The organism is Enterobacter sp. PP-008-ECC_S150, from assembly GCF_045257065.1.
GTDB classification, from domain to species: domain Bacteria; phylum Pseudomonadota; class Gammaproteobacteria; order Enterobacterales; family Enterobacteriaceae; genus Enterobacter; species Enterobacter chengduensis.
This window is the reverse complement of the sequence record NZ_JBJHHG010000005.1, coordinates 26,616-44,432: the sequence shown is the minus strand read 5'-3', so window position 1 is coordinate 44,432 and position 17,817 is coordinate 26,616. Positions and strand designations below refer to the sequence as shown.

At 55.9% G+C, this 17,817-nt stretch carries 15 protein-coding genes and 2 pseudogenes; 7 read left to right on the top strand and 10 right to left on the bottom strand.

Features of this window, described 5'->3' with window-relative positions; all coding sequences use genetic code 11:
• Positions 1-47: 47 nt before the first annotated feature.
• From ACJBF3_RS07640 to ACJBF3_RS07630, 3 genes and pseudogenes are all read right to left on the bottom strand, one after another.
• Positions 48-533, bottom strand: a complete 486-nt coding sequence (locus ACJBF3_RS07640) for a type VI secretion system tube protein TssD (protein WP_045330823.1) — start codon at positions 531-533, stop codon at positions 48-50.
• A gap of 21 nt (positions 534-554) precedes the next feature.
• Positions 555-872: a DUF1493 family protein gene (locus ACJBF3_RS07635; RefSeq protein WP_045330825.1), complete on the bottom strand. Its 318-nt coding sequence runs from the start codon at positions 870-872 to the stop codon at positions 555-557.
• A gap of 2 nt (positions 873-874) precedes the next feature.
• Positions 875-1,163: pseudogene (locus tag ACJBF3_RS07630) on the bottom strand (hypothetical protein).
• Positions 1,164-1,513: 350 nt separating this feature from the next.
• Between ACJBF3_RS07630 and ACJBF3_RS07625 the strand changes: the two are divergent.
• Positions 1,514-1,960 (top strand): annotated as a pseudogene (locus ACJBF3_RS07625) (hypothetical protein); the annotation flags it as partial.
• Between the two features lie 518 nt (positions 1,961-2,478).
• On the opposite strand, the gene ptsP reads toward ACJBF3_RS07625, so the two are convergent.
• Complete coding sequence (ptsP, locus tag ACJBF3_RS07620) at positions 2,479-4,725, bottom strand: phosphoenolpyruvate--protein phosphotransferase (protein ID WP_045329156.1); 2,247 nt, start codon at positions 4,723-4,725, stop codon at positions 2,479-2,481.
• Between the two features lie 12 nt (positions 4,726-4,737).
• A complete protein-coding gene (gene rppH, locus ACJBF3_RS07615; protein ID WP_013098553.1) occupies positions 4,738-5,268 on the bottom strand; it encodes an RNA pyrophosphohydrolase in 531 nt (176 codons plus the stop codon).
• A 683-nt stretch (positions 5,269-5,951) separates the two neighbouring features.
• Between rppH and mutH the strand changes: the two genes are divergently transcribed.
• The 3 genes from mutH to ACJBF3_RS07600 all read left to right on the top strand — a co-directional run bounded on the left by mutH (position 5,952) and on the right by ACJBF3_RS07600 (position 8,163).
• Positions 5,952-6,644: a DNA mismatch repair endonuclease MutH gene (gene mutH / locus ACJBF3_RS07610; RefSeq protein WP_045329158.1), complete on the top strand. Its 693-nt coding sequence runs from the start codon at positions 5,952-5,954 to the stop codon at positions 6,642-6,644.
• Positions 6,645-6,772: 128 nt separating this feature from the next.
• Positions 6,773-6,991, top strand: a complete 219-nt coding sequence (locus ACJBF3_RS07605) for a YgdI/YgdR family lipoprotein (protein WP_032643191.1) — start codon at positions 6,773-6,775, stop codon at positions 6,989-6,991.
• Between the two features lie 131 nt (positions 6,992-7,122).
• Positions 7,123-8,163 (top strand): NADP(H)-dependent aldo-keto reductase, encoded by a 1,041-nt coding sequence (locus ACJBF3_RS07600; protein WP_045329162.1) that lies wholly within the window; start codon positions 7,123-7,125, stop codon positions 8,161-8,163.
• 152 nt (positions 8,164-8,315) lie between these two features.
• Here ACJBF3_RS07600 and lplT read toward each other — a convergent pair whose 3' ends face one another.
• Positions 8,316-9,509 carry a lysophospholipid transporter LplT gene (gene lplT, locus ACJBF3_RS07595; protein ID WP_047717611.1) on the bottom strand — a complete coding sequence of 398 codons (1,194 nt, stop codon included), beginning with the start codon at positions 9,507-9,509 and terminating at the stop codon, positions 8,316-8,318.
• On the bottom strand, positions 9,502-11,661 hold the full coding sequence (gene aas, locus ACJBF3_RS07590) for a bifunctional acyl-ACP--phospholipid O-acyltransferase/long-chain-fatty-acid--ACP ligase (RefSeq protein ID WP_045329164.1): 2,160 nt from the start codon (positions 11,659-11,661) through the stop codon (positions 9,502-9,504). Before aas ends, lplT begins: the two co-directional genes overlap by 8 nt.
• Positions 11,662-12,086: 425 nt before the next feature.
• On the opposite strand from aas, the gene galR reads away from it, so the two are divergent.
• Positions 12,087-13,103: an HTH-type transcriptional regulator GalR gene (gene galR, locus ACJBF3_RS07585; RefSeq protein ID WP_045329165.1), complete on the top strand. Its 1,017-nt coding sequence runs from the start codon at positions 12,087-12,089 to the stop codon at positions 13,101-13,103.
• Here galR and ACJBF3_RS07580 read toward each other — a convergent pair.
• Complete coding sequence (locus tag ACJBF3_RS07580) at positions 13,064-13,549, bottom strand: GNAT family N-acetyltransferase (protein WP_045329166.1); 486 nt, start codon at positions 13,547-13,549, stop codon at positions 13,064-13,066. The genes galR and ACJBF3_RS07580 overlap by 40 nt on opposite strands.
• A 220-nt stretch (positions 13,550-13,769) precedes the next feature.
• On the opposite strand from ACJBF3_RS07580, the gene ACJBF3_RS07575 reads away from it, so the two are divergent.
• Positions 13,770-14,807, top strand: a complete 1,038-nt coding sequence (locus ACJBF3_RS07575) for a LacI family DNA-binding transcriptional regulator (RefSeq protein WP_045329168.1) — start codon at positions 13,770-13,772, stop codon at positions 14,805-14,807.
• Here the strand turns inward: ACJBF3_RS07575 and lysA are convergent.
• Positions 14,777-16,039, bottom strand: a complete 1,263-nt coding sequence (lysA, locus tag ACJBF3_RS07570; protein WP_045329169.1) for a diaminopimelate decarboxylase — start codon at positions 16,037-16,039, stop codon at positions 14,777-14,779. The two genes, ACJBF3_RS07575 and lysA, sit on opposite strands and share 31 nt — an antisense overlap.
• 122 nt (positions 16,040-16,161) lie before the next feature.
• Between lysA and ACJBF3_RS07565 the strand changes: the two genes are divergently transcribed.
• Entirely contained in the window at positions 16,162-17,088 is a 927-nt protein-coding gene (locus ACJBF3_RS07565) for a LysR family transcriptional regulator (RefSeq protein WP_045329171.1), read from the top strand.
• Here ACJBF3_RS07565 and ACJBF3_RS07560 read toward each other — a convergent pair.
• Positions 17,083-17,775, bottom strand: a complete 693-nt coding sequence (locus ACJBF3_RS07560; protein ID WP_045329173.1) for an aspartate/glutamate racemase — start codon at positions 17,773-17,775, stop codon at positions 17,083-17,085. The two genes, ACJBF3_RS07565 and ACJBF3_RS07560, sit on opposite strands and share 6 nt — an antisense overlap.
• Positions 17,776-17,817 lie beyond the last annotated feature (42 nt).

The window sequence follows — 17,817 nt, the reverse complement described above, 5'->3', positions numbered from 1 at the left end:
CTCACAGAATCGCTTTAAGTAGATTCTGTGAGGCATGAGCCTGATCATCATGCCGATGCCCGTTCGTTCCATGCATCAGAGAATTGAATATTCCCGTCGCAATAGGTCCAGGTCGCTTTTTCATAGCGCAATTGAATAGACTCAAGGTGGCCAGTTCCTGGACAGTTACGAGTATCGTTAACAAGAGGGGAAATAGAGACTACTTTCACACCTTCCAGTTCAGTTCTAAAATATTCAACCTCCCAACCTGCATCATTAATTCGGTAATATTTAATCTCAATCTTCTTAAGGTTTTGTCCTGTCGCTACTGCCTTATAAAGATAGGGAGATGAGCTATCAATTTCCTTCTCGAACAGGAAAGGGGCATGTTTCCTCGTTGCGGTTAATCTTCCGGAGAGTGGATCGGTTGGAATAGTCAAATTATGGGTTAAACCTCTAATTTCAACACTCCCTTCACGATCCTGAACATCACATGAACCTTTAATGAGTGAGCCACCGTCGTCATAGAACCAAATGTGAACAGGTACGGCCATTATACAAACTCCTTCTGAAAATTAATCGTGTATCCATTTACCTGCTTTGACCGCTTCGGCAAACATTCTTACCGTCAATGGTTTTGATATTTGTTTAACCGGCTCTTTAGTAAACCATTTCCTGAAAAACCAGGTTTGAGCCCATGGGAAATAATTTTCAGTGTTAACTTCGATAAGATACTCTTTTTCAAATTTCTCAATGGCATATACGATATCATCCAGATCGGTGTAATCCTGTAAAACATCATCTATCTCGAGCGGAATTCTCTTGCCTGTAAATGTTCCTTGTTCCGGTAAGTTGTCCCTGAAGAATTTTAAAACATCAGCTTCACTGTTCATCTTCACCAAATCCGGTCTTTTGGGTGAGCAATCGTATTATATCTCGAAGGCGTTTTGTAACTTATCATTGCAACATCTGCTGCAAGTATGGTTATCCCGAGGGCAGGTATCCATCGGCCAATGAACGCACCTAAATTTTTGGTATACATCGGTTTTCTGTATTTGAAACTTGCGAGTGTAATGGTAGGGAGTCGGTGTGGTAGCTGTATATCAAAAAAATAGCTCAGATGCCGAGATATTACACACTCCCTTATAAAAGTATGTTCCACTGAGTTCTTCAACGGTGTCCATAGTATAACCGTAATCATCAGATGGTTTGTTGAGATGTCATCCTATAAAAAAGAAAGGGCTGAGAGTAGAACATTCATTTTTATAAATTCCGAAATATTCTCGTTTCAAGGATGATAGGATATTTTAATCTGCATCACACTTAGAGATCTTTATCTGCATTTTAGGATTTCATAGAAAATTTTACTCGCAACGCAGTAAATACACATAAAAGTTGTGACTTTTTTCTCCCTCGCTCCGGATATGATTTTCACACATCAACAATAAGCACCTGCTGCTCTCTGATTCGCAATCGCTGGCGATCGGAACCCTATAAAAACAACTGTTTACCCTACAAAATAAGCGAGTGCCCAATGGATACGGCAACAAATAGCAGCGTGATGGTGAATGATTCCCCCGCGGCAGGACGGGCGGGAATGAGTGAAAGCGAGTGGCAAGAGGCCATTAAATTCGACAGCACCGACACGGGCTGGGTCATCATGAGTATTGGGATGGCTATCGGCGCGGGGATAGTTTTTCTCCCCGTGCAGGTAGGATTAATGGGGCTATGGGTATTTTTGCTCTCATCAATAATCGGCTATCCGGCCATGTATTTATTCCAGCGTCTGTTTATTAATACGCTGGCGGAATCGCCGGAGTGCAAAGACTACCCGAGCCTAATCAGCGGCTATTTGGGCAAACACTGGGGGATTTTATTAGGCGCGCTCTATTTTGTAATGCTGGTGATTTGGATGTTTGTCTATTCCACGGCCATTACCAACGATAGCGCCTCGTATTTGCACACCTTCGGCGCTGAGGAATCCCCAGTAATTTTTTTACCTGAAGCGATGAACGTTTATTATGCAAAATTAATGGCTTACAGCGACGCCCTGGTCCGGCTGTAAATCGCCGAAGCGTTTCCGGAAGGCCGGGGCGAGGCGCAGGGATGCGCCGAGAGGGCGTGGCCTGCAGGGATGCAGGCTCATGCCCGACCCGATAGCCTGAAGGAATAAGCTGAGGACAAAATTGCCGGGAGCAATTTTGGACAGCGCTTGCGCTGGCCCCAAAGGGGTGAGCCACAGGGATGGGGCGAACAATCCGCAAAGCGGCGATTTACCGCCGGGAGCCCGGGTCGCCAGGGTGGTGGCGATTGAGCCACCCTGGCACGTTCACCGGTACAGGAATCACAGAGTAGCAAGGAACATAAAGTGAACGGAATGACCACCGCTGCCGTATGTTCCCCTCACCCTAACCCTCTCCCCAATGGGCGAGGGGATTGTTCAGTGCTCGCATTAATTTGTGGGGATTCCTCACCCCAAAGGGAGAGGGGAGAAAGGTTTTAGCGGCCGCCGCGGATCAAACCGCCCATACCGCGTCGTTCCATAAACGCCGCAACCTGATGACGAACCTCAGTGGCCAGCTGCGCCTCAAGGCTGCGTTCAGCCAGCTCGCGAGCATCCTCAATGTCGATATGCCGCAACAGGTATTTCACGCGGGCAACGGCGCGACCGTTCATCGACAGATGGCGGTATCCCAGTCCAATCAGGATCGCAACGCACATGGAATCCCCGGCCATTTCACCGCACAGGCGTAAATCAATCCCGTACTGCTCCGCCTCACGAGCAATCATCGCCAACGCGCGAATGATCGCCGGATGCAGGCTGTCGTAGATACTGGCGACGCGGGTGTTGTTACGATCGACGGCCAGAATATATTGCGTCAGGTCGTTCGTGCCGACAGAAATAAAATCAACGCGGTTCGCCAGCTGCGGCAGCATGAAGACCATCGACGGCACTTCAAGCATCACCCCGATACGCGGCTTCGGGATCGCATAGCCGATCATCTCTTCCACTTCACGACCAGCTCGTTCGATCAGCCGCCGCGACTCGTCGATCTCATCGATGCTGGTGACCATCGGCAGCAGGATGCTGAGATTGCCCGTCGCCGCGTTGGCGCGCAGCATGGCGCGCACCTGGATCAGGAAGATCTCAGGCTGATCGAGCGTAATGCGGATCCCGCGCCAGCCCAGGCACGGGTTTTCTTCGCTGATCGGCATATACGGCAGCTGTTTATCCGCCCCGACGTCCAGGGTTCGCAGAGTCACAGGCTTGTCGTTGAACATCTGCAGCATGCCCTGATACTGCGCCACCTGCTCCTCTTCGGAGGGGAAACCGCTCTGCAGCATGAACGGGATTTCAGTGCGGTATAAGCCAATACCGTCGATTCGGCTGCCGAGCTTTTCTTCGTGCTCGGGGCTTAAGCCGGCGTTGAGCATGACTTTGATCCGCTCGCCGCTCTTGAGCTGTGCGGGCAGGTTAACGTCATCTTCCGCCAGCTTGCTTAATTCATTCTCTTCGCTGATGAGGCGCTGGTATTCCTGGAGCAGAACCGGCTCAGGATCGACCAGCAGCTCACCGCGATAGCCGTCGACCACCAGCGTGCGTCGGTGCAGCACCGACGGCTGGATGTCCGCGCCCATAACGGTTGGAATACCCAGCGCGCGCACCATGATGGCCGCGTGTGAGTTGGCGGCACCATCGCGCACCACCACACCGGCCAGCCTGTCCTGAGGCAGTTCAGCCAGCGTCGTTGCCGAGAGCTCATCCGCGACCAGAACAAATCGTTTTGGCCAGGCATTCGGCCCCTGGATGGTGTCATCAAGATGGAACAGCAGGCGCTGTCCCAGGGCGCGGAGATCGCCTGCCCGCTCTTTCAGGTAACCGTCGGTCAATGCCGCAAATTGATCGGCAAATTTTTCGATAACCTTCTTAACCGCCCACTCCGCGACCGAGCCTTTATCCACTTCCGCAAAAAGCTCGCGGCGCAGGCGCGCATCGGAGAGCAGGTGCGAATAGAGGTCGAAGATGGCCGCCGTCTCTTTTTGCGCCCCTGCGGCAAAGCGCTTGCTGTAGCGGCGAAACTCATTTGCCGCCTCTTCCAGCGCGGCGGTGAGACGCTCGCGCTCAAGCGCTTCATCAAGCGTAGAGGCTTCGTAAACCTGCTCCATTAACGGCAGGGTGGCGTCCATCCAGCCTTCCGCTATCGCCACGCCTGGCGAGGCCGGAAGGGCACGGATGCGCGTATGGCGATACTGACCAAAGAGCGCGGCAAGCTGAGACTGGGAGAGGATAGCCGCCATCTGCGTGGCCAGCGTAACGAGGAATGACTCTTCGCTTTCATCGTACTGGCGCAGCTCACGCTGCTGGACGACCAGCACGCCGAGCAGCTGGCGACGCTGGATAATCGGTACGCCAAGGAATGCGCGGAAGCGCTCTTCTTTTACGGAAGGGATGTATTTGAAGCTGGGGTGTTTTTGCGCGTCTGCCAGGTTGATGGGCTCAGCCAGCCGCCCGACCAGACCCACGATACCTTCATCAAATGCGAGCGTTACGGTGCGTCCACGCGGTTTTTTCAAACCACGGGTTGCCATCAGGTAATAGCAGCGCCGATCGTGGTCGGCCAGATACACCGAACAGACCTCGGTCTCCATCGCAAGACAGATGTCAGTGACCAGAATATTCAGCGCCTCGTTCAGACGCGGCGCGCTGGCCACCTTCTCGACTATTTCTCGCAAGCGGGTGAGCATGATTTGCGTAGCTTAACCTCTTTTACGTCGCCAGGCAGGTGCGCTCTGCGGCTTAGGCGGGATCTCCTGAAGCTGCATGACCACACTTGCAAACTCTTTCATCACCCTACGGTAAACATCGCGCTTAAATGACACGACCTGACGAACAGGATACCAATAGCTCACCCAACGCCAGCCATCGAACTCCGGCGTACTGCTGGTTTGCATATTGATGTCTGAATCGTTGCCCACCAACTGCAACAGAAACCACTTCTGTTTCTGGCCGATACAAACCGGCTTTGTGTCCCAACGCACCAAACGTTTCGGTAACTTGTAACGCAACCAGTTGCGGGTCGAAGCCAGGATGCGAACATCTTTTCGGCTTAAACCGACCTCTTCAAAAAGCTCCCGGTACATCGCTTGTTCTGGGGACTCTCCCGGATTGATCCCGCCTTGCGGGAACTGCCAGGAGTGCTGACCATATCGCCGGGCCCACATTACCTGGCCCTGACGATTACAAATTACTATTCCTACGTTCGGGCGGTAGCCATCGTCATCAATCACCGGACTACCCCAAACTAAACCTTATATATGAATGATTGTTTCACACTACAGGGAGGCGGTAAACCACTCTCTTACAGGGCTGCAACCTAATAACATTTGAATAACTCACAAATATGGGCTGAGTTATAAACAGATGAGCGCCACTGAGGAGAATTTTATTCACCTTTTCTGTGGATATAGTTGTGAAGAAGTGTCTGATTACCGATGAACAACCTCAAACACTGTCGTGGCCCCTCTTCTGCCTTAATTCTATAATTATATTATTTTCATAGAGTTAAATGCATTTCAATGAACATAAAACAGAATAGCGTGACGATCGTCACGCCAGGGATCGTCGTACTGATGAAAGATCGAACAGCGTCGGTTTTATCCACAGATTGTGCCAATAAGTTAGTCACAAATTGTCTGAAAATTCGATTTTCATCGCACGTCAAGGCTGTAAATTGAAACAGTAGTCAGGGTTATGCCCAGTTATCCCATTTTTCTGTGGATAACATGGTGTAAGATCCTGTTCATTGTCAGTGACCAGATTTGAACAACCGGTTTTATGACGCTGGCGAAACGATTTCAAACCAATAAAAAAACCTATAAATCATAGACATGGAATATTGGTACAGAAATAGTTAAACTCTATCCACAGGGGACAATTTCTTCGTTTATTTTTTAATCAAAAGGTTACCTTCATGCATCCGCTTACACCCTTGCTCTCACCGCCGTCCAGCGAGGGCCAGCTGCTACAGCAGGCACAGCGTCTGGCAGGCTTTTCGCTTGGCGAGCTGGCGGCAATGGCCGGGCTTCAGATCCCGAAGGATCTGAAACGGGATAAAGGCTGGATCGGCATGCTGCTGGAGCTGTGGCTGGGTGCCAGCGCAGGGAGCAAACCAGAGCAGGATTTTGCCGCACTGGGCGTAGAGTTAAAAACCATTCCCATAGACAGCCTTGGCAAGCCCCTGGAGACCACCTTCGTCTGCGTCGCGCCATTGACCGGCAATACCGGCGTGACGTGGGAAACCAGCCACGTTCGCCATAAGCTCAAGCGCGTACTGTGGGTGCCGGTTGAAGGCGAGCGACAGATCCCCCTGGCAGACCGTCGCGTTGGCGCGCCGCTGCTCTGGAGCCCAAACGAGGATGAGGAGCATCAGCTGCGCCTGGACTGGGAGGAGCTGATGGACATGATTGTGCTTGGGCAGGTAGAGCGCATCACCGCCCGTCACGGGGAAGTGTTACAGCTGCGACCAAAAGCGGCCAACAGTAAAGCGCTAACCGAGGCAATCGGCGCGCGGGGTGAGCCCATACTGACGTTGCCGCGCGGTTTTTATCTCAAAAAGAATTTCACCGGCGCACTTCTGGCCCGTCATTTCCTGTTAAAAACATAGTTTTTTACTTATTTTGCGAGCTCTCAAACATAATCGACTGCTTTTTAAGATTTTACCGCTTCCTCAAGTCGCCATATCGGGTTAATACTAGGTGATGATTTGATACGCGCCAGATGAGGACGATAACGATGAAAAAATGGGCAGTGTTAGTGTCAGCAGTCGGTTTAGCGTTTGCCGTATCCGGATGTAGCAGCGATTACGTTATGGCGACAAAAGATGGGCGAATGATCCTGACCGACGGTAAACCCGAAGTCGACGATGATACCGGTCTGGTCAGCTACCGCGATCAGCAAGGCAATAAAATGCAGATCAATCGCGACGAAGTGTCGCAAATTATCGAGCGATAAACAGAGAGAGGTCAGTAGCTTGCTGGCCTTTTTGATTTTTTTCTTCCCCTTTTGCTTCCCCTCTGCCATGTTTATATTCCTTTGTCGGGTACGCCCTGACGCGGTCTATAAGTCTACTGAGGAAGCCGGCTATGCATTATCACCGTATCCCCCACAGCGCTCTGGAAGTTAGCCAACTGGGGTTGGGCACGATGACATTTGGTGAACAAAACAGCGAAGCCGATGCCCATGCACAACTCGATTACGCCGTCAGCCAGGGCATTAACCTGATTGATGTCGCGGAGATGTACCCCGTGCCGCCGCGCCCTGAAACGCAGGGGCTGACCGAAACCTACGTCGGTAACTGGCTGGCGAAACGCGGCAACCGTGAAAAGCTGGTTGTTGCCTCGAAGGTCAGCGGCCCCGCGCGCAACAGCGATGCCGGGATCCGCCCGAATCAGATCCTCGATCGCAAGAATATCCGCGCCGCGCTGGACGCCAGCCTGAAGCGCCTGCAAACCGACTATCTCGACCTGTATCAGGTGCACTGGCCGCAGCGGCCAACCAACTGCTTTGGTAAGCTCGGCTACAGCTGGAATGAGAGCGCCCCCGCCGTCACGCTGCTGGAAACCCTGGAAGCGCTGACCGAATGCCAGCGTGCGGGAAAAATCCGCTACATTGGCGTCTCTAACGAAACGGCGTTTGGGGTCATGCGCTATCTGCACCTGGCAGATAAACACGATCTGCCGCGTATCGTGACTATTCAGAACCCGTACAGCCTGCTTAACCGCAGCTATGAGGTGGGTCTGGCCGAAGTCACCCAGTATGAAGAGGTGGAACTGCTCGCCTACTCCTGTCTCGGCTTTGGCACGCTAACGGGGAAATACCTGAACGGCGCAAAACCGGCCGGGGCGCGTAACACCCTCTTTAGCCGCTTTACCCGCTACAGCGGCGAGCAGACGCAGAAAGCCGTTGCAGCCTATGTGGATATCGCAAAGCGCCATGGCCTTGACCCCGCGCAGATGGCGCTGGCCTTCGTGCGCCGTCAGCCGTTTGTCGCCAGCACCCTGCTGGGCGCAACCACGATGGACCAGTTGAAAACCAATATTGAGAGTTTCCACCTGAACCTGAGTGAAGAGGTGTTAGCGGAGATTGAAGCGGTGCATCAGGTATACACTTATCCAGCACCGTAGCCTGATGCTTTTGCCCGGTGGCGCTTCGCTTACCGGGCCTACAGGCTGGACGTTTTTGCCGGGTGGCGGCTTCGCCTGACCCGGCCTACGTTTGGGTGATGTTTGCTGATTTTGTAGGCCCGGTAAGGCGAAGCCGCCACCGGGCAAAGTGCTCAACGGCGACGCTGCCACATCCACAAGCCCGCAATCGCAATCGCAAACAGCCCGCCAAACCCGACGCCAATCCCCACCACCGGCACGCCCACTTTCACCGCCAGCGAGTAGAGTCCGAGCATTAACAACATCGCCAGGTTTTCACCGAGGTTTTGTACCGCAATAGCGTTCCCCGCGCCAACCGTCTGCTTGCCCCGCTCCTGAAGCAACGCGTTGAGCGGTACCACGAAGAACCCGCCCAGAATACCAATCAGGATCAGCAGACCGTAAGCGGGCAATAACCCATGCTGCAGCGAGAAAAGAAGCACCACGACGCCAATCAGGATCCCCGCAGGCATGCAGCGCGCCACCGTCTCAAGCGTCACCAGCTTCGCCGCCGCACCTGCCCCCACCACAATGCCGATGGCAACCATCGCATTAAGATAGGTTGGCGTCGCATTGTCGGTAATGCCCAGCGCCACCGGCACCCACAGCACCAGCAGGAAGCGCAGCGTAACGCCAGCGCCCCAGAACATGCTGGTCCCCATCAGGGAGAAACGCGTTTCCCCGTTACGCCACAGCACGCGACAGGCGGTAAAGAAACTGCCGGTCATCGGCTTAAAGCGCCAGGATTGCCCCGGACGAGCCACCGGCAGCCTGGGAATAAACAGGTTCGCCACGACCGCGCCGCCGTACACCACCGCGCAGACGCCCAGCGCCGCCAGGACATGCCAGTCGGCCAGCACGCCGCCCGCGACGGATCCGATCAGGATAGCGGCAATGGTGGACGACTCCATCAGGCCGTTGGCTTTCACCAGCTTATCGCCCGTGGTCAGCTCGCCGAGAATGCCATACTTCGCAGGGGAGTAGGCGGCAGCGCCAATGCCCACCAGCGTGTAGCCAATAAACGGGTTGAAGCCAAAGCAAATGCTGGCGGCCCCCAGCAGCTTGAGACCGTTGGCAAACATCATCACCCGGCCTTTGGGGAAACTGTCCGCCACCTGACCGACGAATGGCGCAAAGATAATGTAAGCGCCCACAAACACCATTTGCAGGATCGGCTGGCTCCAGTCGGGGTAAAACTCGGCTTTTAGCAGCGCCAGGGTGGCAAATAGCAGCGCGTTATCGCCGAACGCAGAGAGAAACTGCGCGGCGATAACGGCCATCATGCCTTTCGATCGGAGCGATGTGTTAGTGTGTACTGACTCACGCATTTTGCTGTTCCGCCTCTTCAACCATGCCTTTCAGGGTCACGAAATCGGGCTTCCCGCTACCCAGCACCGGGAGCTGCTTCAGGAAGCGGATATCGCGCGGCACGGCCAGTTCAGGGATACCGTGTTCACGCGCGTAGCTCAGTAACCGGTCGCGCTTCAGCTCAGCGTCGGTGGTAAACAGCACCAGCGCCTCGCCTTTGCTGGCATCGCTCTTCACTACCGTCGCATGCATCTTATCCGCAGAGACGGCGGTCGCCAGCTGTTCAACCATTTCCAGAGAGACCATTTCACCGGCGATTTTAGCGAAGCGTTTCGCGCGCCCCTGAATCTGGACAAAGCCTTGCTCATCAAAACGGACAATATCACCGGTGTCGTACCAGCCGGTTTCCACCTCGCCGCTGACGTTTTCCGCCGTCGGCACCTCCAGCACGCCCGGGTTTTCCACGCGCAGGTAACCGTTCATCACGTTTGGCCCCTTGAGCTGCAGGCGGCCTCCGTCCTCAATGCCCGGTACGGCCAGCAGGCGCGCGTCCATTCCCGGCAGAATGCGGCCTACCGTGCCCGGCTTCGCCGCCATCGGCACGTTAATCGAGACCACGGGCGCACACTCGGTAACGCCATAGCCTTCGAGAATGCGCAGGCCAAACTTGTCCTGCCAGATCTGGCGCGTGCTCTCCTGCAGTTTTTCCGCACCGGCCACCACATACCGCACGCGATAAAAATCATACGGATTGGCGAAACGCGCATAGTTTCCCAGGAAGGTTGAGGTCCCGAACAGAACGGTACAGTTACGGTCATACACCAGCTCCGGCACAATGCGGTAATGCAGCGGGCTCGGGTAGAGGAACACTTCTGCACCGGTCAGCAGCGGCGTAAACAGCCCCACCGTCAGGCCAAAGGAGTGGAACAGCGGCAGCGCCGACATAAAACGATCGTTTGCGGTAAAGTCGGCAATGCTCTTGATCTGCTCAACGTTCGCCAGAATGCTCTTGTGGCTGTGGACGACGCCTTTCGGGTTGCCCTCCGATCCCGAGGTAAAGAGGACGATCGCGTCATCTTCCGGCTGCTGCTTGACCTGCGCCAGGCGCGGCATCAGCAGGTGAGCAAAAATCCACAGCTTGTCGCCCGTGGTGACGTCCGCTTTCAGATCTTCCAGGAAGACCCAGCGCACCTGGGTCAGCTGCTCGGGAAGATGCCAGAGCTTGCCCTTGTCCAGGAACTGGCGGGACGTAAAGACGGTATTAATCTGGGCGGCGGTGATGGCGCTGGTCAGCCCCTTCACGCCCGCCGTATAGTTCATCATTGCCGGGATGCGCCCCCGGGAGACCGCACCAAAAATCACCGCCGCGCTGATGCCTGCGTTAGGCAGCATCAGGCCAATCTTCTCGCCCTTTTTGCTGTACTTCTCCAGAATACGGCCCACAAACAGGGTCTTGGTCAGCAGCTTGCGGTAGGTATCCGGGGTAAAGTTGATGTCTTCGATGCAGTTTTTCTTCGCGCCATAGCGGTACTGCGCGGAAAGCAGAGATTCGTACAGCGTTTCGCGCGGGCGCACGGCCATGCGCGCTTCCATCATAATCTGATGCAGCATTTCCCCGGCGATTTTACGGCGATCTCGGGCGCGCGGGGCTTCCGGCATGGGCAGTGACGTTGGCGGCAGGATGTGCAGGGTTATCTTAGGAAACAGACGCTGCTTCACCAGCCCTTTCAGGCGGCTGAAATGGGTTAGCTCTGCGCCTTCAATGCGCAGCGGCACCACGGTCGCTTTTGACTTCGCCGCGACAAATCCTGCGCCGTCGTAGATTTTCATCAGCGAACCGGTCACCGAAATACGCCCTTCCGGGAATATGACCACCGGACGCCCCTGCTCAACCAGACGCACCAGATGCTTAATCATCATCGGCTTCGTCGGGTCGAGCGGCACGAAGTCAATCAGCGGCGTGAGCCAGCGCATGTACCACTGCTGGCTGATGGAGGTATAGACCGCAAACACCGGACGCACGGGTAAAAACAGCGCCAGCAGGATGCCGTCTATGAAGGAAACATGGTTTGGTGTGATGAGAACGCGTTCGCCGCGAAGCGCCTGCGCATCGCCAGTGATGCGAATGCGAAAAAGAATACGGAACAGAGTACGGAAGAACCCAAATAGCATCTCAACTCCTTTTGCCAGCCAGCGTGGAGGGGTGATAGTAAATGGTGGCAGATTACACGAGAAGTAATAGAGGAGCGACAGCAAAAGTGGAGGCGAAAAAAAACCTGCGCATCCGCGCAGGTTGGTGCAAGAGATGAGTACGAAACCGTACTAAGAATTCTCACCAATCAATACCTCTGGGATCTCGACTGTATCAATCTCTTTAACATCCTCGCCATCGGACAATCGCAACAGCCTGAGGCAAAGTGTAACTAAAGGTTCAGATTGACATTATTCAGACATGACTGCGCGTGTAACGATTACATCATCAGGGGTGGGCTGCGTCACGTTTGTGGAGAGCGAAAACCCGCTCCCCTTGAATGCACGCCGCTTTTCCGCAACACTATTCGGTGTGTAAACGCTTACCCCCAATAAGAAGGTAATGAATGGCGACAATAAAGGATGTGGCCCGTCTGGCAGGCGTGTCGGTGGCAACCGTCTCGCGCGTGATCAATGCTTCCCCCAAAGCCAGTGACGCATCACGTCAGGCGGTACAGAGCGCCATGGAATCCCTGAATTATCATCCCAATGCCAACGCCCGCGCGCTTGCCCAGCAGTCCACAGAAACCGTGGGTCTGGTGGTGGGCGATGTCTCCGATCCCTTTTTCGGCGCCATGGTGAAGGCCGTTGAGCAGGTTTCTTATCAGACTGGCAATTTTCTGCTGATCGGCAATGGCTATCATAATGAACAAAAAGAACGCCAGGCCATCGAGCAGCTGATCCGCCACCGCTGCGCGGCGCTGGTGGTTCACGCCAAAATGATCCCGGACGCCGAACTGATTCATCTGATGAAGCAGATCCCCGGAATGGTCATCATCAACCGCATTATTCCCGGGTTTGAAAAACGCTGCGTGGCGCTCGACGACCGCTACGGCGCCTGGCTTGCGACCCGCCATCTGATTCAACAGGGCCACACCCGAATTGGCTACCTCTGCTCCAATCATCCGATTTCTGATGCGGAAGACCGCCTGCAGGGCTACTACGATGCCCTGCGCGAAAACGGGCTGCCGTGCAATGACCGCCTGGTGGCCTACGGCGAACCGGATGAGAGCGGCGGTGAACAGGCGATGACCGAGCTGCTGGGCCGCGGACGAAACTTCACGGCGGTGGCCAGCTATAACGACTCGATGGCCGCAGGCGCGATGGGGGTCCTGAACGACAACGGGATCGAGGTGCCGGCAGAGATCTCACTGATTGGCTTTGATGACGTGCTGGTCTCCCGCTACGTGCGCCCGCGCCTGACCACCGTGCGCTACCCTATCATCACCATGGCAACGCAGGCCGCCGAGCTGGCGCTGGCTCTGGCGGAGCAGCGCCAGCCGCCGGATATTACCCACCTCTTCAGCCCAACCCTGGTGCGCCGTCACTCCGTTGCGTCCCCGGCAGAAGCGCAGAGCGAATAGCGGTAAAGGTGTACCGTCTTGTTCGGGTATTCGAGCGCATCGCCAACGTACTGCCAGCCGTAACGTTCGTAAAAGTCGCGGCAGGCGGACCAGAGGTGCAGCTCTTCATATCCCGCCCGCGCGGCCTGGCTGATAACATGGCGCTGTAGCTTTCCTGCCAGCCCCTTGCCTCGCGCCGCGTCGTCAACGTAAAGCGCCGCCAGCCAAGGAAAGAGATCCTGACGGGTGATCAAATCGCAGCGCCAGAGCCCTACCGTACCAAGAAGCCGTTCGTTTTCAACGGCGATAAAGGTTAGCGGTAATGCTCCCGGCGTCTGGCTGTGCTCAATAATGCTGTGGAAAAATTCCCGGGGCAGCCCTTCGCCAAAAGCCTGGCAGAGCCAGTCGGTGACCTGCTCCGCATAGTGCGGCGCCTCATATAGCGGGAGGATGACTGTCTTATTCACGTTTCACCTGCGTTTTCTCATGGATTTGCTGGCCTGACGCTCCAGCCTGATTCGGCGATGATTTTACCAGAGTCAGACGATTTCGTTTTACTTCAGGCGGGCCAGGCGAAGCGTTACCAAAAAGCGTGATCGCGGCAGAAGTTTTGCGCTTCCCGCATCGCTTATACGCCGTGAGGTCTGTGTTAAACTGCAGGCCATTACGTGGAAGCAGGAATGTAGAATGGCAACAATGCTGGATGTCTCACTGCGCGCGGGCGTGTCGAAGGCCACGGTATCGCGCGTGCTGAACGGCACGGGTCAGGTCAAAGAGAGTACGCGCCAGCAGGTGTTTGCGGCGATGGAAGAGCTGGGCTATCGCCCGAACTTTCTCGCGCGCTCGCTGGCTAACCAGACCAGCAACAGCATTGGTCTGGTGGTTTCGACCTTCGACGGCTTCTATTTTGGCCGCCTTCTCCAGCAGGCGTCGCGGCAGACCGAAACCCACGGGAAACAGCTGATCGTCACCGACGGTCACGACGCGCCGGAGCAGGAAGAACAGGCGGTGCAGATGCTGGCCGATCGCCAGTGCGATGCCATCGTGCTCTATACCCGCTACATGAGCGAAAAAACGATCGTCAAACTGATGAACACCGTGAAAACGCCGCTGGTGGTCATTAACCGTGAAGTGAGTCAGGCGCCGGATCGCTGCGTATTCTTCGAACAGCAGGATGCCGCGTTTAAGGCCGTTGATTACCTGATCGGCCAGGGCCATCGGGAGATCGCCTGTATCACCGTTCCGATCCACACCCCAACCGGAAAAGCGAGGCTGATGGGCTATCGCAAGGCGCTGGAAAAGCACGGCATCCGCCTGGACGAACGTCGGATAAAGTACGGCGATGCGGGAATGACGCGGGGATACGAGCTGTGCAAGGAGCTGATTGCCGATGGCGTATCGTTTAGCGCCCTGTTTGCCTGTAACGACGATATGGCGCTGGGTGCGTCTAAAGCGCTGCACCAGGCGGGGCTTAAAATCCCGCAGGATATCTCTCTGTTCGGCTTTGACGATGCCCCAAGCGCGAAATGGCTGGAGCCTGCGCTCTCATCGGTTTATCTGCCCATCGACAGCATGATTGTCACCGCCATCGATCAGGCAATTCGGCTGGCAAAAAACCAGCCGGTCGATGCGATCCCGCCGTTTACCGGCACGCTGGTCTTACGCGATTCGGTCACAGCGGGGCCTTACTTTCATCAGATGAGCTCTAAAGCCAGCAGCTCCTGAATGGTCTGGCGACGACGAATAAGCCGTGCCTTACCGTTATCAAACAGCACTTCCGGCAGCAGCGGGCGGCTGTTGTAGTTAGAGGACATCGACGCCCCGTAGGCACCGGTATCATGCAGCACAAGATAATCACCCGGTTTGACCGCCGGCAGCGCGCGGGTCTCCACTTTGCCGCCCTCCAGCTGGGTGAATACGTCCCCCGATTCGCACAGCGGCCCGGCAACTACCGTATCAAGGCGCGGCGCCTGCGTTAAGTCGCGGCCGTCGGCAGCCAGAGCGGTAATGTGGTGATAGCTGCCGTACATGGACGGACGCATCAGATCGTTAAAGCCTGCGTCAATCAGGACGAAGTGGCGAGAGCCCATCTCCTTCACGCTGCGCACCTGCGAAACCAGCACGCCCGCTTCCGCCACCAGGAAACGACCCGGCTCAATTTCCAGCTTCACCGCATGGCCCAGATGCGCGGCGATTCGATCGCGCGCGGCGCTCCACAGACCGTAGTAGTGATCGGTATCGATCGCCTCTTCCCCTTCGCGATAGGGAATGGAGAGGCCGCCGCCGGCAGAGATCGCCTCCAGATCCTGTCCGAAGTCGACAACCTGGCGCACCATCGCGCCGCACACCTGCTCCAGGTGGCCGTAATCCACGCCAGAGCCAATGTGCATATGGATCCCCACCAGCTTCAGGCCGTAGCGCTGCAGTACCGCCAGCGCGGCAGGCATATCGGCATACCAGATCCCGTGCTTGCTGTTTTCGCCGCCGGTATTGGTTTTTTGGCTGTGACCATGACCAAAGCCCGGGTTTACGCGCAGCCAGACGCGGTGGCCGGGGGAAACCTGCCCCAGCTGCTCCAGCATATCCACAGAACCGGCATTCACCGGGATCTGCAGTTCGTGGACGCGCGCCAGCGTAGCATCGTCGATCACATCGGCGGTAAAGACGATCGCATCGCTGTCGGCTTTCGGATCGAATCCTGCCGCCAGCGCACGCTCGATTTCGCCAAGTGAGACGGAGTCGACCTTCACGCCCTGCTCACGCATCAGGCGCAGAATATGGATATTGGAGCAGGCCTTCTGGGCAAAACGCACCACGTCAAACTGATGAAGGGCGGCGATCTTCTCGCGGACGATCTGCGCGTCGTAGACCCATACCGGACAGCCGAACTCGGCGGGCAGGCGCAGCAGGTTGTCGGCGTTCAAATCGGTATCAGTCTGGTTAAGCGGGCGTGGCATGGTCTTCTCCGGATAAAGTCATTTTTTATCATTACGCCACAGCGCAAAGAGAATAAAAAATATCGTTTTATCGCGAGTCTATGCAAAAATGATATGGTAAGTTATCTGCTTTCAGGTGCCCTATGCCCGCCGTCAATTTACGCCACATCGAGATTTTTCACGCCGTGATGACCACCGGCAATCTCACCGAAGCCGCACAGATGCTGCATACCTCGCAGCCGACGGTGAGCCGCGAGCTGGCGCGCTTCGAGAAAGTGCTGGGGCTGAAGCTGTTCGAACGCACCCGGGGCAGGCTTCACCCGACGGTGCAGGGGTTACGCCTGTTCGAGGAGGTCCAGCGCTCCTGGTACGGGCTGGACAGAATCGTGAGTGCCGCGGAGAGCCTGCGCGAGTTTCGCCAGGGCGAGCTGTCGATAGTCTGCCTGCCCGTCTTTTCGCAATCCTTTTTGCCGATGCTGCTGCAACCTTTTCTGGCCCGCTACCCGGAGGTCAGTCTCACCATCGTGCCGCAGGAGTCTCCCCTGCTTGAAGAGTGGCTTTCGGCCCAGCGCCATGATTTAGGCCTGACTGAAACCCTCTCCACGCCGGCGGGAACGGCGCGCACGGAGCTGATCTCATTAGATGAAGTGTGCGTTATGCCCGCCGGGCATCGGCTTGCCGATAAGGCGGTGCTCACGCCGGAGGATTTTCACGGGGAAAACTACATCAGCCTGTCGCAGACCGACAGTTACCGACAGCTGCTGGATACGCTGTTTGCCGAGCATCAGGTCAAACGGCGAATGGTGGTGGAAACCCACAGCGCGGCGTCGATTTGCGCAATGGTGCGGGCGGGCGTCGGCGTCGCGGTGGTTAACCCGCTTACGGCGCTGGACTATGCCGGAAGCGGGATCGTCATCCGCCGCTTTAGCGTGTCCGTCCCGTTTACCGTGAGCCTGATCCGCCCCCTGCACCGTCCGGCTTCCGCGCTGGTGGAGGCTTTTACAGAACACATGATTGAGCACGCACGTCAGGTGGCGCTTCGCTTACCGGACCTTCAAAACCCACTATGACAACATGAACGCCACGGCATCCTCTGCATGGATGGCGGTGGTATCAAATACCGGGATGGGGCTTCGCTCAGCCGGCACCAGCAGGCCAATCTCGGTGCAGCCGAAGATAACCCCCTCGGCCCCCTGCTGAGCGAGTTTCTCGATGACGCTGACGTAGAAGGCGCGGGAAGATTCGCTGCAGGTACCGAGGCAGAGCTCGTCAAAGATAATCTGATTGATGCGTGCCCTGTCGTCTTCATCAGGGATCAGGCTTTCGATCCCAAATTCACCGTGCAGGCGCCCGCGATAAAAATCCTGTTCCATGGTGTAGCGCGTGCCCAGCAGCGCTACGCGGCGCATCCCGGATGCGGCAATTGCACGCCCGGTCGCGTCCGCAATATGCAGGAACGGCAGCGAGCAGCGGTCCTCGATATGCAACGCCACTTTGTGCATGGTATTGGTACAAAGCACGATACCCTCGGCACCGGCACGCTCCAGTCCCAGCGCCGCCTGGGCCAGGATCTCCCCGGCTTTATCCCACTCGCCGCTCGACTGGCAGGCTTCGATTTCATGGAAATCAACGCTGTGCAGCAGCAGGCTTGCGGAGTGCAGACCGCCCAGACGGTGCTTTACCCCTTCGTTAATCAGGCGGTAATAAGGGATTGTCGATTCCCAGCTCATTCCCCCTAACAGGCCGATCGTTTTCATCACCCCTCCTTATCTTCGATCTCTTTTTGTAACACAATCGAT

Coding starts and splice junctions, on each gene's coding strand:
- lplT (WP_047717611.1), bottom strand. CDS start 9,509: ATGCGTGAGTCAGTACACACTAACACATCGCTCCGATCGAAAGGCATG.
- ACJBF3_RS07575 (WP_045329168.1), top strand. CDS start 13,770: ATGGCAACAATGCTGGATGTCTCACTGCGCGCGGGCGTGTCGAAGGCC.
- ACJBF3_RS07560 (WP_045329173.1), bottom strand. CDS start 17,775: ATGAAAACGATCGGCCTGTTAGGGGGAATGAGCTGGGAATCGACAATC.
- ACJBF3_RS07565 (WP_045329171.1), top strand. CDS start 16,162: ATGCCCGCCGTCAATTTACGCCACATCGAGATTTTTCACGCCGTGATG.
- galR (WP_045329165.1), top strand. CDS start 12,087: ATGGCGACAATAAAGGATGTGGCCCGTCTGGCAGGCGTGTCGGTGGCA.
- ACJBF3_RS07635 (WP_045330825.1), bottom strand. CDS start 872: ATGAACAGTGAAGCTGATGTTTTAAAATTCTTCAGGGACAACTTACCG.
- mutH (WP_045329158.1), top strand. CDS start 5,952: ATGCATCCGCTTACACCCTTGCTCTCACCGCCGTCCAGCGAGGGCCAG.
- ACJBF3_RS07600 (WP_045329162.1), top strand. CDS start 7,123: ATGCATTATCACCGTATCCCCCACAGCGCTCTGGAAGTTAGCCAACTG.
- ACJBF3_RS07605 (WP_032643191.1), top strand. CDS start 6,773: ATGAAAAAATGGGCAGTGTTAGTGTCAGCAGTCGGTTTAGCGTTTGCC.
- ACJBF3_RS07640 (WP_045330823.1), bottom strand. CDS start 533: ATGGCCGTACCTGTTCACATTTGGTTCTATGACGACGGTGGCTCACTC.
- lysA (WP_045329169.1), bottom strand. CDS start 16,039: ATGCCACGCCCGCTTAACCAGACTGATACCGATTTGAACGCCGACAAC.
- aas (WP_045329164.1), bottom strand. CDS start 11,661: ATGCTATTTGGGTTCTTCCGTACTCTGTTCCGTATTCTTTTTCGCATT.
- ptsP (WP_045329156.1), bottom strand. CDS start 4,725: ATGCTCACCCGCTTGCGAGAAATAGTCGAGAAGGTGGCCAGCGCGCCG.